11 protein-coding genes and 1 pseudogene are annotated in these 13,388 nt (G+C 66.9%); 2 read left to right on the forward strand and 10 right to left on the reverse strand.

Annotated features, from left to right (window positions below):
- Positions 1-3 precede the first annotated feature (3 nt).
- The 6 genes and pseudogenes from BN3270_RS07670 to BN3270_RS07695 form a co-directional block, all read right to left on the reverse strand.
- Positions 4-909 carry a DegV family protein gene (locus tag BN3270_RS07670; RefSeq protein WP_058986522.1) on the reverse strand — a complete coding sequence of 302 codons (906 nt, stop codon included), beginning with the start codon at positions 907-909 and terminating at the stop codon, positions 4-6.
- 3 nt (positions 910-912) lie between these two features.
- On the reverse strand, positions 913-2,364 hold the full coding sequence (locus BN3270_RS07675) for a nicotinate phosphoribosyltransferase (protein ID WP_058986523.1): 1,452 nt from the start codon (positions 2,362-2,364) through the stop codon (positions 913-915).
- On the reverse strand, positions 2,364-3,794 hold the full coding sequence (gene ricT / locus BN3270_RS07680; protein WP_058986524.1) for a PSP1 domain-containing protein: 1,431 nt from the start codon (positions 3,792-3,794) through the stop codon (positions 2,364-2,366). Before ricT ends, BN3270_RS07675 begins: the two co-directional genes overlap by 1 nt.
- The gene (locus BN3270_RS07685) at positions 3,760-4,902 is read right to left on the reverse strand and encodes a DNA polymerase III subunit (protein ID WP_058986525.1); all 1,143 of its coding nucleotides are present in this window, start codon (positions 4,900-4,902) and stop codon (positions 3,760-3,762) included. Before BN3270_RS07685 ends, ricT begins: the two co-directional genes overlap by 35 nt.
- Before the next feature lie 253 nt (positions 4,903-5,155).
- Positions 5,156-5,698 (reverse strand): annotated as a pseudogene (gene tmk / locus BN3270_RS09345) (dTMP kinase); the annotation flags it as partial.
- Positions 5,699-5,808: 110 nt separating this feature from the next.
- On the reverse strand, positions 5,809-8,364 hold the full coding sequence (locus BN3270_RS07695; protein WP_058986527.1) for a DNA topoisomerase I: 2,556 nt from the start codon (positions 8,362-8,364) through the stop codon (positions 5,809-5,811).
- Positions 8,365-8,568: 204 nt separating this feature from the next.
- Between BN3270_RS07695 and BN3270_RS07700 the strand changes: the two genes are divergently transcribed.
- The gene (locus BN3270_RS07700; protein ID WP_058986528.1) at positions 8,569-9,069 is read left to right on the forward strand and encodes a hypothetical protein; all 501 of its coding nucleotides are present in this window, start codon (positions 8,569-8,571) and stop codon (positions 9,067-9,069) included.
- On the opposite strand, the gene BN3270_RS07705 is transcribed toward BN3270_RS07700, so the two are convergent.
- Both BN3270_RS07705 and thyX read right to left on the reverse strand, forming a co-directional pair.
- On the reverse strand, positions 9,066-10,175 hold the full coding sequence (locus tag BN3270_RS07705; RefSeq protein ID WP_058986529.1) for a DUF1385 domain-containing protein: 1,110 nt from the start codon (positions 10,173-10,175) through the stop codon (positions 9,066-9,068). The genes BN3270_RS07700 and BN3270_RS07705 overlap by 4 nt on opposite strands.
- Before the next feature lie 86 nt (positions 10,176-10,261).
- Complete coding sequence (thyX, locus tag BN3270_RS07710; RefSeq protein ID WP_058986530.1) at positions 10,262-10,963, reverse strand: FAD-dependent thymidylate synthase; 702 nt, start codon at positions 10,961-10,963, stop codon at positions 10,262-10,264.
- 75 nt (positions 10,964-11,038) lie between these two features.
- On the opposite strand from thyX, the gene BN3270_RS07715 reads away from it, so the two are divergent.
- Positions 11,039-11,971: a class I SAM-dependent methyltransferase gene (locus tag BN3270_RS07715; RefSeq protein WP_058986531.1), complete on the forward strand. Its 933-nt coding sequence runs from the start codon at positions 11,039-11,041 to the stop codon at positions 11,969-11,971.
- On the opposite strand, the gene BN3270_RS07720 is transcribed toward BN3270_RS07715, so the two are convergent.
- Together BN3270_RS07720 and rpmE are read right to left on the reverse strand one after the other, a co-directional pair.
- A complete protein-coding gene (locus BN3270_RS07720) occupies positions 11,968-12,657 on the reverse strand; it encodes a flavin reductase (protein ID WP_058986532.1) in 690 nt (229 codons plus the stop codon). The two genes, BN3270_RS07715 and BN3270_RS07720, sit on opposite strands and share 4 nt — an antisense overlap.
- Positions 12,658-12,762: 105 nt before the next feature.
- On the reverse strand, positions 12,763-13,221 hold the full coding sequence (gene rpmE, locus BN3270_RS07725) for a 50S ribosomal protein L31 (protein WP_058986533.1): 459 nt from the start codon (positions 13,219-13,221) through the stop codon (positions 12,763-12,765).
- Between the last annotated feature and the right edge of the window lie 167 nt (positions 13,222-13,388).

The following is a 13,388-nucleotide window of genomic DNA, read 5'->3' on the forward strand; positions in this document are numbered from 1 at the left end:
TTTCTACGAAGTGAACAGGTAGTCTTGGATGTTGCCGGTGATCTTGCCCGGGAGAGGGTCGCCACACTGGTAGGCGATGCCCAAGGCGGGTCCCACATGGCAGCCGATGACCGGGCTTACGGGCAGCACGGGAACCGAGACGCCGAATCGGGGCTCGACGCAGGTCTTCGCCCATGCGACGGCCGGTGCCTTGTCGCCGATATAGTGCACAATGAGCTGCTTGAGCCCGCCATGGTCGCGCACATCATCGGCGGCGAACGAAAGGATGCGGTCGAGGGCCTTCTTGTGGGACCGGACCTTTGCCCTGACGTTGACGGCCCCGTCTCCCACCGTAAGGACCGGGCAAATCTTCATAAGGCCGCCGACCAGGGCGGACGCCCGACCGATGCGGCCGCCGGCCTTCAGGAAGGCAAGCGAGTTGGGGGCGAACAGGAAGCGGGAGGACCGGACGCCGAAGAGGGCGCGCTGGGCGGAATGCGCCAGGCTATGGCCGGCCTCGACCGACTGGACCGCCTCGCGCACGGCGGGCCAGGCGTCGCCGCTGTTGCTCGTCGAATCGACGAAGGCGTAGCGGAAGCCGGCGTGGCGGGCCGCCACCGCGCGGGCGGCCCGCAAGGCCCCGTCCAAGGTGCCCGACATCTGAGATGAGATGAAGATCCCGAGCACGTCGTCGCCGGCGCAGGCGGCCTCTTCGAAGGCCTCTTCCACCGTGGCGGCCGACGGCTGGCTCGAGGTGGGAGGATTGCCCACCATCTCGCCGATCTTGGCATAGAAGGCGTCGACGTCCATCGTGGATTCCACGAATTCCTGCCCGCCGTAGCGAACGAAGAGGGGCAAAACGCTCACGGCACCCGATTCGGGCGCCGAAGGCGGCAGCGTGATGGTTGAGTCTGCGAACACGCGAATCATGGCTTACTCGATTCCCCTGAGCTTGCGGGCGAGCGCACGGCGCCGCGCGAAGAGGCCCGGCTCCAGCCCCACCGGATAGGAATGGGGGTTGAGGGTGCGCTTCTGCGACTCGTCGAGCTGGGCAAGCCCCGCCTGGGTGCGGGCGCGGGCCGCCATGGCATCGCGATATTCGGGCGCGAGCACCACTTCCCCGGCACGGGCGAGCGGTTTGAGCAGGGTCTCGCTGCGCAGGTTCCCCAGCTTTTTCTGGCGCAGTTCGTCGAAGGGGTCGATGATGCGACCCTCCTCGTCGATCGGATGGTTGACGTCGAAGACCATGTCGCCGGCGATCGCGCCGTTCGCCTGGTAGAAACGACGGATGTCGAGCACGCCCGGGAAGGTGAGCTTGGAGACGCTTTCGGTCACCTTCACGTGGTCGTGCCAGGGCGCGCCCGCAGCCGCGCGCGTGGCCGAAAGCTTGTAGACGCCGCCGAGCGTGGGCTGGTCGAAGGCGCTCGCCAACTTGGTGCCCACGCCCCAGCTGGCCACCTGGGCCCCCTGCTCGCGAATCGAGGCGATGGCGTATTCGTCGAGGTCGTTGGAAAGGACCACGCCCGTATCGGGCAGGCCCGCCTCGTCGAGACGGCGGCGGCAGTGCTTGGCAAGCCAGGCCAAGTCGCCCGAATCGATGCGCACCCCGAGCAGCTTCTCGCCGCGCTCCTTCATCTCGAGACCGACCGTGATCGCGTTCTCAAGCCCCTGTTCGACGTCGTAGGTGTCGATGAGCAGGACGCAGTTATTGGGAAAGAGGCGGGCGTAGGCGCGGAAGGCGTCGAGCTCGCTGTCGAAGGCCATGACCCAGGAATGGGCGTGCGTACCCGAAACGGGGATGCGGTAGCGCTTGCCGGCGAGCACGTTGCTCGTGCTCGCGCAACCGCCCACCACGGCGGCGCGGCTTGCCCACAAGCCGCCCAGGCCCTGGGCGCGGCGCAGGCCGAATTCGGCTACCGGGGTCTTTGCCGCCACGCAGACACGGGCCGCCTTGGTCGCGATGAGCGACTCGAAGTTGATGCAGTTGAGCAGAGCCGTCTCGACGAGCTGGCATTCCATGATCGGGCCGGTCACGCGCACGAGCGGGTCGTTGGGAAAGACGATCGTGCCCTCGTGCACGGCATCGATGTCAATCGACAGGCGCAGGCCCGAAAGCCAGGAGAGGAATTCGGGGCGGAAAAGGGGGCCGCCCGCCGGAGCCTCGAGCGTGGCCAGGTAGGCGCAATCCTCGTCGGTGAAGGAGAAGGTCTCGATCATCTCGGCCAGCTGATCCATGCCGCAGGCCACCGTGTACCCGCCGTGGAAGGGGTTCTCGCGGAAGTGCATGTGGAAGCACGCCTGCTCGTCGCCCTTGTCGGCCAGCCAGTAGCCCTGGGCCATGGTCAGCTGGTAGAGGTCGGTGTACATCGCGAAATCAAATGCCATTACTCCTTCGCCTCCGAATCATGGCTGCCGCCCTGGGTGGAGCGGCGGCGCCTTCTGCGCCTATGGTTGGTCCCCTGCGCGTTCGCGATGGCGGGACGCGCGTCGCCGGATGCCGCCTCGGAGCGCGACGCGCGCAGGGCGCTCGACTTCTGGCCCGGGCGCGGTCCTCCCTTGGCAGGCCTGTTGCCCTTGGACGGCGCCGGTCCGCGTACCGCCGACGCGTCAGCTGCGCTCGGGCGCGCGGAGCGCTTGCGGGTGCTCCGGCGGGCACCCTCACCCTTCTTGGCCTCGGACCGCTTGCCGCCGGTCGGGGCCGCAGAGGCCTTCGCGCTAGCGCCGTCGGCGGCAGGAGCCGCGCCGCCCTTGACCGACCCGCGACGATGGCGGGGCTTACGGTGGGTGTGCCCCTCCCCTTCGTGCACGCCGCGGCCCTGCGCGGGGCGCTTGCGCGTGCGCGTGGGGTTGTGGTGGGCTTCGGGCTTGGCCAGCTTGTCGTCGCCGGTGAAGCCCGCCGTGTCGAAGAGGCCCGTGGCCTGGCTGGTCGCGAAGGGATCGGGATCAGCGTACTCTTCGAAGGCCGCGCCGATCGAGGTGGGGCGCTTGGACGGGGCGTCTTCGGCCGGGGCGTCCATAGCCGAAAGCGGGAAGGTCACCTGCTTGGGCTTGCCGTCTTCCTCGATGCGCACGGTCACCTCTTCTTTGGGCACGTTGAGGTTGGTGACCTTGGCTTCGCCGCGCGGGGTCTCCACCTTGGCGTTGACCTTGGGGGCCCGGCTCTTGAAGTCCTTGTAGGCATCGTATTCGTAGCGCAGGCAGCACATGAGGCGGCCGCAGACGCCCGAGATCTTCTGGGGGTTGAGGGAGAGGTCCTGTTCTTTGGCCATGCGGATCGACACGGGGCAGAACTCCCCGCCGAGCCGGCGGCAGCAAAGCTCTTGGCCGCAGTGGCCGATGCCGCCCACCATGCGGGCTTCGTCGCGGACGCCGATCTGCCGCATGTCGACGCGCACGTGGAGCTCGCTGGCGAGCTTGCGCACCAGGTCGCGGAAATCCACCCGCTCTTCGGCCTCGAAGAAGAAGACCGCGCGGTCGCCGTCGAAGGCGTATTCGACCATGACGGGCCGCATGTTCTTGTTGGATTGGGCCGCAAGGCGCTTGAAGACCGGCAGGGCGTCTTTGCCTTTCTGCCGCAGGTCGTCGACGCGGGCGATATCCTCTTCGGTCGCCTTGCGCACGACGGGCTTGAGCTTGCTCTTGAGGCGCGCGAGCTCGCTTTCGTCGACATCGACGATGCCGCGCGCATGGCCGAACTCGAGGCCCTTCTCCATACGGACCACGACCGCGTCGCCGTCGGCAAGGTCGAGCTCGCCGGGGTCGAACCAGAGGGTCCGGGGGTTATATTGCAGCGCTACGGGCGCTATGCGAACCATAGAGTTCCTCTCTTACGGTAATTAGAAGCACATCGATGCACGTTTCCGGAGACACATTATAAGCAATGGCCCGATCGGTCTCATCGCAGGCGGCAAGGGCGCGCGCCACGCGGGGCGCGCTCGCCCAGGTGGCGGCTTCCTCGATCGTGTCGCGCACGTCGGTGTTGATGACGAGTTCGGGCGTACCCGCGCAGGTCACGAGCACGTCGCGCAACCAGGAGCGCACGATGGCCGTGAGCTGGTTGAGCATCTGCACGCTCTTTGCGGAAAGTGTGCGTTTGTTGCGCAGCTCGATCTGCTTGAGCGCGGCCTTGGCCATGAACTCGGCCGATGCAGCAAGCTCCTCCTTCTGGGCCGTGCGCACCAAATCAAGCGGGGCCTGGGCGGCTTCGAGCAGGCGGGCGGCGTACTGGAGCAGGTCGAGGTCGTCGGAGAGGCGCAGATGGGCGAGCATGTCGATTACGTCGGCACGGAAGGCGAAGCGCTCGGTGCCCCGGCAGAACTCGATGGCACCCGCGATCGAACCATCGCAGGCGGCAAGGGCCACCCGGGCCTGCACCGCGTCGACGGCCGCGTTCTGGCGCACGATGCCCACCGCTTCCGCGTCGGGGATGTGGCGGAAGGGCACCACCTGGCAGCGCGAGACGATCGTGGGCAGGACGGCGTCGACCGTGCGGCCGAGCAAGATGAGCACGACGTCGGCCGGAGGCTCCTCGAGCGTTTTGAGGAAGGCGTTGGCGGCCGAGGCGTTCATGCGATCGACACGGTCGAGGATATAGACCTTCTTGGTCGCCTGGATGGGAGCCAGGTGGACGTCTTGCACGATGTCGCGAATCTGCTCGACCAAATAGCCGGTAGCGCCTTCGGGGGCGCAGTAGCGCACATCGGGATGGCGACGGCGCATGACCCGCTTGCAGGTCGGGCACGTGCCGCACCCGCCCTGCGGGCAGAGCACGGCCTGGGCCAGCGCATAGGCGGCCGTCGTCTTGTTGGAGCCCGCCGAGCCGATGAAGAGGTATGACTGCCCCACCCGCCCCGACGAAACGGCGGCACGCAGGAAGGCGCGCACCTGGGGCTGGCCCAGAATGCGGTCGAAGGGATCGCTCACGAAGCCCCACCGCCCCTCTTCTTGCGCCCGCGCCCCTGCGCGGGCTTGGAGCTTGTCTCTTATACCCATCTAGATGTGTATAAGAGACAGGGCTTACGGTGGGTGTGCCCCTCCCCTTCGTGCACGCCGCCGCCCCGCGGTCCCACCCCACCACGTCGGCCACCGCCTCGAAGACCATCTTGGCCGTGCGGGCCTTGGTCTTCGAAGACACCACCGTGCGCACGCGTGCGGGCGCGGTCCGCTCCAGCTCGTCGAAGGCGGCGTTGACGCGCTCGTGGAAATCGAGCCCCGCCGCTTCCATCCGGTCGGCGCCCGAGGCGTGGGTGGCCCGGGCAAGGCCGCGCGCAGCGGAGGCCCCCGATTTCATGAGCACCGTGCGGTCGGGCACGAGCCCGCGGGCGGCGAAGAGGTTGGCCCGCTCGACGAAGGCGCGGTCGAGGCCGCGCCCGCAGGCCTGGTAGGCGACCGTGGAATCGTAGAAGCGGTCGCAGAGCACCACCGCCCCGCGCGCAAGCGCCGGCTCGATGACTTCGGCGACCACCTGGGCGCGGGCCGCTTCGTAGATGAAGAGCTCCGCCTCGTCGCAGAGCCCTTTGGTTTGCGGGTCGAGCACGATGCGGCGCAAGGCCTCGCCGGCTTTGGTGCCGCCCGGCTCGCGCACGCAGACCACCTCGACCCCCTGGGAGCGCAAGGCGTCGGCAAGGAAGCGGATATGGGTCGACTTGCCCGCCCCGTCGCCGCCTTCGAATGTGATGAATGCGCCGCGTGCGCGCGGCGCGCGGTCAACCTGTTCCATGCCTTCGCTGCTCTTTTCTCTCGCGTGCGTATCCTTTCAGTATAAAAGGATGCGGGCCGGCGCCGGCCGACCCGCAGGAAAACGTTGCGTGCTCGAAACCCGTCGGGCGCCTATTCGGCGGCGTCGGCCTTCTTGCGCGCCCCCTTCTTGGCGGGGGCCTTCTTCGCAGCGGGCTTCTTGGACGCCGCGGCACCGCCCCAGGTCTTCGCGCCGGCCGCCTTCTTCGCTTCCCGCTCCTTCTTCTGCTCTTCCTTGCCGGGGCAATCGTAGTTGGGACAGAGCTTCCAGGGGCCCCGGGCAGTCGTGACGATTACCAGGGGGGCGCCGCAGTGCGCGCAGACCTCTTCGGTCGCGGTGATCTGACCGCGCGGGGGCAGGGGGTAGCGTGTCTGGCACTCGTCGAAGTTCTCGCAGACGATCGACCGCTTGAGCGTGCGAGGATTCTTATGGGCGAAGAGCTTGCCCGTCTTGCCGGCCGCTTTGCAGGTGGGGCACTCCCCCACGTAAACGTCGGCCTCTTTGTTGGTGGCGCATTCCGGGTCGATGCAGTGCAGGTAGGGCTTCTGGCGGAAGGGCGACACCTTCACCTGGGGCATGCCGCACACCGGACAGGGGGTATCGGTGGCCTCCACGCGCCCCTTGGGCAGGGGGTAGGTCACGTCGCAGTCGGGCCAGCCGACGCACCCGATGAACATCGACCGGGTCTTCTGGGCCACGCGCAGCTGCAGGTCCTTGCCGCACTTGGGGCATTTTCCCACGTAGGCGTCGGCCGCCACGGCGTCGGCGAGGGCGTCTTTGACCTGCTCCGCCGCCGGCAGAAGGGCCGCAAGCTGCTCGGAGAGCAAATCGCGGGAGTGCTGGACGACCTCTTCGCGGGTATCGGTGCCCGTGGTGATGGCCGTCATCTCGTCCTCGAGTTCGGCGGTCATACCGGGCGTGGTGATATGCGGCGCGAACTGGCCCAGGGCGTCGATCACGGCGATACCGAGCTGGGAGGGCTCGCAGGGATCGTCGTTCTGCAGGTACTTCACCTGGCTCAGACGGTCGATGATCGCATGCCGGGTCGACTTGGTGCCCAGGCCCAGGCGCTCCATCTCCTGCACGAGCCGGCCTTGCGAGTAGCGGGCGGGCGGCTCGGTCTGCTTCTTTTCCATCTGGGCCCCGTCGAAGCCGATCTGCTGACCCGCCTCCAGGGGCGGCAGCTGCTCGTCTTTTTTCTGCCCGTAGGGGTAGATGGCGCGGAAGCCCGCCTCCACAAGGACGTCGCCCTTGGCCTGGAAGGGCTCGCCGGCCACGTCGAGTGAGACCTTGGTGCCTTCCACGACCGCCGCGTCAGACAGGGTGGCCAAGAAGCGGCGGGCGATAAGGTTGTAGAGCTTGAACTCGGCGGCCGGCAGGGTGTCGGGCGTCGCCACGTTGGTGGGATAGATCGGCGGGTGGTCGGTCTCTTCCTTCTTGCCGCGCGTGGCGTGCAGGGGGCCGGCGGCAAGGAGGCCCTCGCAGTAGGGGCGGTAGGCGGGGTTGCCCTTGAGCATGCCCACCACTTCGGCCAAATCGAGCGAGGAGGGGTACACCGTGTTGTCCACGCGGGGATAACTGATGAAGCCGTCCATGTAGAGGCTTTCGGCCATGCGCATGCACCGGCCCGGGCGGATGCCCTCGGCGGCGGCCGCCGCCATGAGCGAGGTGGTGTTGAAGGGCGCGGGCGGGGCCTGGCGGCGCGTGCGCTTGTCGACCGAGGCGACGGTGGCGGTCGCCGCATCCTGCACGTGGTCCATAACGGCCTGGGCGTCGGCCTCCTTCTTGAAGCGGGCCGTCGCGGTGGGGGCGGTGAAGGCGATGCCGTTGTCGTTGAAGTGGCCCTTGATCACCCAATAGTCTTCGGGCACGAAGGCCATGCGCTCGCGCTCCTTGGCGACGATCAGCGCCAGGGTGGGCGTCTGCACGCGGCCGGCGCTGCGCACGTTGCCGTAGCCGGCGAACTTCACCGTGGTGAGGTAGCGCGTGAGGACAGCGCCCCAGATGATGTCGATGTCGCGGCGGGAGGCGCCCGCTTCGGCTAGGTTGCGGTCGAGATCGACCAGGTTGTCGAAGGCGTGGACGATCTCCTGCTTGGTGTAGGCCGAATAGCGGGCGCGCGAGATGGGTGCCGTGGGATTGGCCTCGCGCACCTGGGCGAGGGCGTCGGAGCCGATCAGCTCGCCCTCGCGGTCGAAGTCGGTCGCGATCACGATGTTGTCGGCCTTCTTCGCCAGGTTCTTGAGAGACCGGATGATGTCCTTTTCCTTGGGATAGGTCTTCACCGGCGCATAGGCGAGGTAGGGCAGCGCCTCGAGCTTCCACGACTTCAAATCGACGCCGTCTTCGGAGAAGGGCTTCTTTTTCTTAAAGGGAGGCTTGGCGAGGCTTTGAGGCAGGTGGGCCGGCACGACCTCACCGTCTTCGTCGACGCCCATCCAGCCGCCGCGCTTCTTGTAGACGAGCTGGCGGGGGAAGTCGACTTCCAGGATATGCCCGCGCAAACCGATGGTCACGCAGTCTTCCCCGCGGTAGGCAAAGCGGTAGACCGGCGTGGAATACACCTTGTCCTGCTTGGGCTTGCCCGTGCCCAGAAGGCGGGCGATCTGCACCGCTGCGTCGTTTTTCTCTGTGACGATCAATCTCACACGTTGCCCCTTCTCTTGATTTTACGTGCGTGGGGATACGCTCGCCGGAACGAACAGTGGGTAGCATACCCGAAAAAAAGAAGATTCAATAGAGATGGTATCGAAAGGAATTGGAGCGGCCGCGCACATTTCGCGCACGAAGGTCACGGCCCGCCTCCTACGGATAAGCTAAAGGGACAGATCGTCCAAGGGAAAGGTCGTGAAATGAACAAGGCCCTCGCCGCCGGCGGCGCCGTCGCCGTAGCCGCCTGCATCGCCCTGGGAATCGGGTCCCAGAGCACTGCGCAAGCCAATTCCGACCCCTCCTCCCCGACTGCAGGCATCATCCAGAACGTGAAAACGGGCGCGGCCGATCTGCAGGCCGACGCCCTGAACCAGCTCATCGACGCCTCGGGTGCCAAGGGCAAGGTGCAGGCGGCCCTCAACGCCAACGTCTCGCAGATCGCCCACCGCACCGGCTTGCCCGAATCGACCGTGCGCACGGGGGTGGCCGCCCTCGACATAGAGGACTGGAAGGCTATGGCCCTGCCCCAAAACGCCCAGGCTTCATGCACCTACCCCGTCTCCTACGACGGCATCGACGCGAGCGTGACCCTCTACCGCGACCCCTCCTACCTGAGCCTGTCGACGATGGGCCAGCAGGTCACCCTGCAGGTGCCCGAAAGCGCCCAGCCCTACGTGGACTACCTGGGCTACCTGGCCTAAGAGCGCGGCGCACCCTCGCCGGCGGCCGCGCGCCCCTCGCGCTCAAGCACGAGCTTCATCGCTGCGATCGCGCATTCCAGCTGGCCGGCGTCGGGTTCGCGCGTCGTGAGGTACTGCATCTGCATACCCGGCCACAGGACCACCTTCACCAAGGGGTTCTCCGGATGGCTGCCCGCCCACTTGACCGTAATCTCATAGCTGATGCCGGCGATCAGGGGCATGAGCAGGATGCGCACGACGATGACGAGGGCCAGCTTGGCCGCGCCGTCGGGCACCCCCCAGGCGAGGATGAGCCGATCGAGCGGCACGAGCGTGTAGACGACGATCGCGATGATCATGACCATGATGAGGAAGGCCGTTCCGCACCGCACGTGCAAGCGCGGGAAGGCGGCCGCGTTCGCGGGCGTGAGCGGCAGGCCGTGCTCGTAGCAGTGAATGGTCTTGTGCTCGGCCCCGTGGTAGGCGAACATGCGGTCGATGTCCCGCATGCGGCCGATGAGCCAAATGTAGCCCACGAAGAGGGCCACGCGCACCACCCCGTCGACGAGGTTCCACGCGAAGGTGGCCCGGTCGTACTCGCCGACGATCAGGTTGGCCGCAAAGGCCGGCAGGACGACGAAGAGGACGACGCCGAGCGCAAGGCCCGCCACCATGCTCGCCGTCATCGCGCCGCCCGAAAGCCCCGCATCGCCCTCGTCGGCGCCCTCGTCGCCCGTGGCGTCGGCGGCCACGGGGCCGCCCGCCGCAAAGGCTTTGGCCTCTTCGGCGGCCGGGGCGGCTGTTGCGCGGTCGCCGGCGGGCTCTTCGTCGTCGAAGGCATGGGCGACGGCCACTTCGAGGGCCTTGTAGCCGATGGCAAGCGATTCCACGAAGGCGCGGCAGCCGCGCACGATCGGCCACGAAAGCCAGGCAGAGCGCCTGACCGCCTGGGGCAGGTCATGGTCTTCGGTGTAGATGCGGCCGTTGGGTTCGCGCACGGCCACCGACCAGTTGAGCTTGCCGCGCATCATGACGCCTTCCAAAAGCGCCTGACCGCCCACATGGGTCTTGAGCGCGCCGTCTTCGGCGAACGCACGCGAAAGGTCACTCTTCTTCTGCTGGGGCATAGGAGTTCTTTCCCTCGGGGACCAAAAAGCGAAGGGCCTGCCGTCGGTGACGAGCAGCAGGCCCCTCGTGCGGGTCGGTCGGTTGGCTAGCCGACCATGTCGGCGGGCTTGGGCCGCTTGGCAATCGGATAGGGATCGTGGCAGGTCATCTTGCCTTCGGGGCACCGACCGCGCACGCAGCCCGGCCCTGCCTCGGCGAACACGTAGGGGGCCGTGGGACGCACGAGCTCGAGCATCTTCCACGCCATCTCGCGGATCTCCCACTGGGCGCGATTGCAGCAGCGCACGTCGAAGAAATGGCGCAGCTCGCGCGCGTTCATCGTCATCACGAGCTTGGTCTCCGTCGCGTTGGGCAGGACGTAGCGGGCGTCTTCGGCCGGCACGCCCATCTCCAGGAAATCTTGGTAGGCATCCTGCACGGCCGCCACGAGCTCGGAGAAGCGGGCGCTCGCCGCCGGATTGGCGGCGATGGAGGGCGGCTCGATCGTCTCGATGCCGTTCTTGTACTTCACGTAGCGCTGGCTCTGCTGTTCGAAGCTGGCCAGACGATGGCGCACGAGCTGGTGGGTGAGGGTGCGCGAGACCCCTTCGATCGCGAAGGTGTAGCTCGCATGCTCGAGCGTGGAGAAATGGCCGCCCGAGAGCACAGTGTCGAGGACGCTGTACATGCGCTTGGCATCCATCGTTTCCATCAGCTCGGCGGCGCCCACCGGCGCATAGCACAAACGCGCCGCCGTGGCGATCGCGCGCTCGGGGTCGGGTGTATGGTAGAGGAGTTCGATATGCATTGACGCACCTTCCCTTCGTCGGATTGCTCTAGCATAGGGCAGACAGTCCGGCGAGAGGACGAGAAAGGCCCCTTCATGGAAACTACCGCGCGCTCCAGCGCTCCCCTGCCCGACGAGCCCATCTCCCTGCTCGCCGCCACCGACTGGAACGAGGAATGGAAGCGCCTCCAGCGCATTCGCCGCAAAGCCGACGACGCCCAATTCTGGAACAAGCGCTCGAAGAACTTCGATTCCAAGGACGCGCCGAGCCCCTACGTACGCGCCTTCCTCGACCTGATCGACGTGGCGCCGGGAAGCAGCGTGCTCGACATGGGCTGCGGCACGGGAAGCCTTGCCGTGCCCCTCGCGCGCGCCGGCAACCGTGTGATCGCCGCCGACTTCTCGCGCGGCATGCTGGAAGAGGCCGCCCGGCGCATCGAGGCGACGGGCGCCAAAGGCATAGAAACCAAGCTCCTTGCCTGGGACGACGACTGGGATGCCGCCGGGCTCGGCGAGGACGCCGTCGACGTGGCCTTCGCCTCGCGTTCGATCGCGACGGCCGACCTGGCGGCTGCGCTCGCCAAGCTCACCCGCACCGCGCGCATGCGGTGCGCCGCTACGCTGACCCTGGGATCGAGCCCGCGCATGGACGCGCGCGTGCTCGCGGCCTGCGGGGTGCGCAACTTCCACGGCAGCGACTTCCAGTATGCCTGGAACATCCTCTTCAACGCCGGATTCTCTCCCACCGCCGCCTATATCGACAGCCAGCGCAAAGACACCTACGACAGCCGTGAGGAGGCGCGCGCCGACTTCGACCGAATGCTCACCGACGTGATCGACCCGCGCAGGACCGGTGAGCTCGCCCGCGCTCGCGCCAAGCTCGAAGACTGGCTCGACGCCGAGCTCGTGCCCAACCCAACCGCCGGGCGCCTCAACGAAAAGGGGCGCGCGGAAGGACGGCTTGCGATCGCCCATCCGCGCACGATTCGCTGGGGATTCCTCTCCTGGGACCCCCGCTCAACCCGCTAGGCGATGCGGGTGAATTGGTCGGGGCCGGCGCCGCATATGGGGCAGGTGAAATCGGCCGGCAGGCTATCGCCTTCCACTTCGACCACGTAGCCGCAGATCTGGCACTCCCACTTCGACGTGCCCGCCGATGCGGCTTCCGCATCGCCCGCAGGCGCCGCATCGGCTGCAGGCGCCGCTTCGGTCGCGTCATAGCTGCTCGCCTTGGGCGGGGTCTTACCGCCCTTGACCTGGCGGTAGAAGGCGTAGGTCATCGGAGGCTCCTTCGAGAGCACGCCCGCCTCTTCGGCTTCCCCCAAAAAGACCCAGTGCGACCCCATGTCAATCGTATGGTCGACGCGAACCGACGCCCATGCGGCCGCATGTTCGGTGACGTAGGGCTGGCCGGCGGCATCGGTGGCGAAGGCCGTGTCGGCGAACTTGTCGATGTCCGTGCTCGTCTTGAAGCCAAAGCGGCCGATGAGCTCCATCGTGGCCGTCTCGTCGAGGACGGCGGCGGTAAAGCGCCCTGCCGCACGGATGACGTCGGCCGTGGCGTTGTCCTTGTTGACCGCCACACTCACCTGGGCCGGCGTCGAGGTGACCTGCTGGAAGGTGTTGACGACGCAGCCCGCGCGAAGCTCGTCGGTTTGGGCGGCGACGATGTAGACGCCGTAGGAAAGGGTGTGGAAGGCTTTTCTATCTACCATGGGACCTCCTGTATCGGGAACGATAGCTGATACCATAGTAGGGCATAAAAAAGCTCCCGCATGCGTGCACATGCGGGAGCTTCGGAAAACCGTAGGTTGGCTGGCCTATTCGGCAGCTTCCTGGGCAGGAGCTTCCTCGGCGGCAGCTTCCGGCTCGGCCTCGGCAGGCTCGGCGGCAGCGGCAGCTTCGGCGGCAGCAGCAGCCTTGGCCTCGGCTTCAGCGGCCTTCTTGGCGTATTCGGCAGCGCGCTTGGCCTTGGCAGCGGCCTTGGCTTCGCGCTCGGCCTTCTTGGCGGCTTCGGCAGCAGCGACTTCTTCGGCGTGCTTGGCCTTCTTGGCAGCCTCGCGTGCGGCGACCTGCTCGCGAGCGGCACCAAACTTGTCGGTGAAGCGCTGGACGCGGCCACCCGTGTCGATGAGCTTCTGCTGGCCGGTGTAGAAGGGATGGCACTCGTTGCAGAGGTCGATCTTCAATTCCGGCTTGGTGGAACGCGTGTGGAAGGTGTTGCCGCAGGTGCAGGTAACAACGCAGTCAACGTATTCCGGATGAATTCCCTGTTTCATTTTGGACTCCTAAACTGCCCTGGTTTCCATACAGGACAAAGACGAACTTCTGCACTATACCACGAACGGCGGCCGTTCACAGAAAGAGCGCAGACCCACCCCCTGTGCAGCGCGCCCCCATCGAACGTGAGACCATGCGGTCGCACGGGGCGAGGCCCCTAGGAGCG

The sequence above is a fragment of the Hugonella massiliensis genome (assembly GCA_001486445.1).
Classification (GTDB): Bacteria; Actinomycetota; Coriobacteriia; order Coriobacteriales; family Eggerthellaceae; genus Hugonella; species Hugonella massiliensis.

Excerpts from the sequence above, each read along its gene's own strand:
- ricT (WP_058986524.1), bottom strand. The coding sequence starts at position 3,794 with ATGGTTCGCATAGCGCCCGTAGCGCTGCAATATAACCCCCGGACCCTC.
- BN3270_RS07670 (WP_058986522.1), bottom strand. The coding sequence starts at position 909 with ATGATTCGCGTGTTCGCAGACTCAACCATCACGCTGCCGCCTTCGGCG.
- BN3270_RS07700 (WP_058986528.1), top strand. The coding sequence starts at position 8,569 with ATGAACAAGGCCCTCGCCGCCGGCGGCGCCGTCGCCGTAGCCGCCTGC.
- BN3270_RS07720 (WP_058986532.1), bottom strand. The coding sequence starts at position 12,657 with ATGGTAGATAGAAAAGCCTTCCACACCCTTTCCTACGGCGTCTACATC.
- BN3270_RS07715 (WP_058986531.1), top strand. The coding sequence starts at position 11,039 with ATGGAAACTACCGCGCGCTCCAGCGCTCCCCTGCCCGACGAGCCCATC.
- BN3270_RS07705 (WP_058986529.1), bottom strand. The coding sequence starts at position 10,175 with ATGCCCCAGCAGAAGAAGAGTGACCTTTCGCGTGCGTTCGCCGAAGAC.
- BN3270_RS07675 (WP_058986523.1), bottom strand. The coding sequence starts at position 2,364 with ATGGCATTTGATTTCGCGATGTACACCGACCTCTACCAGCTGACCATG.
- thyX (WP_058986530.1), bottom strand. The coding sequence starts at position 10,963 with ATGCATATCGAACTCCTCTACCATACACCCGACCCCGAGCGCGCGATC.
- rpmE (WP_058986533.1), bottom strand. The coding sequence starts at position 13,221 with ATGAAACAGGGAATTCATCCGGAATACGTTGACTGCGTTGTTACCTGC.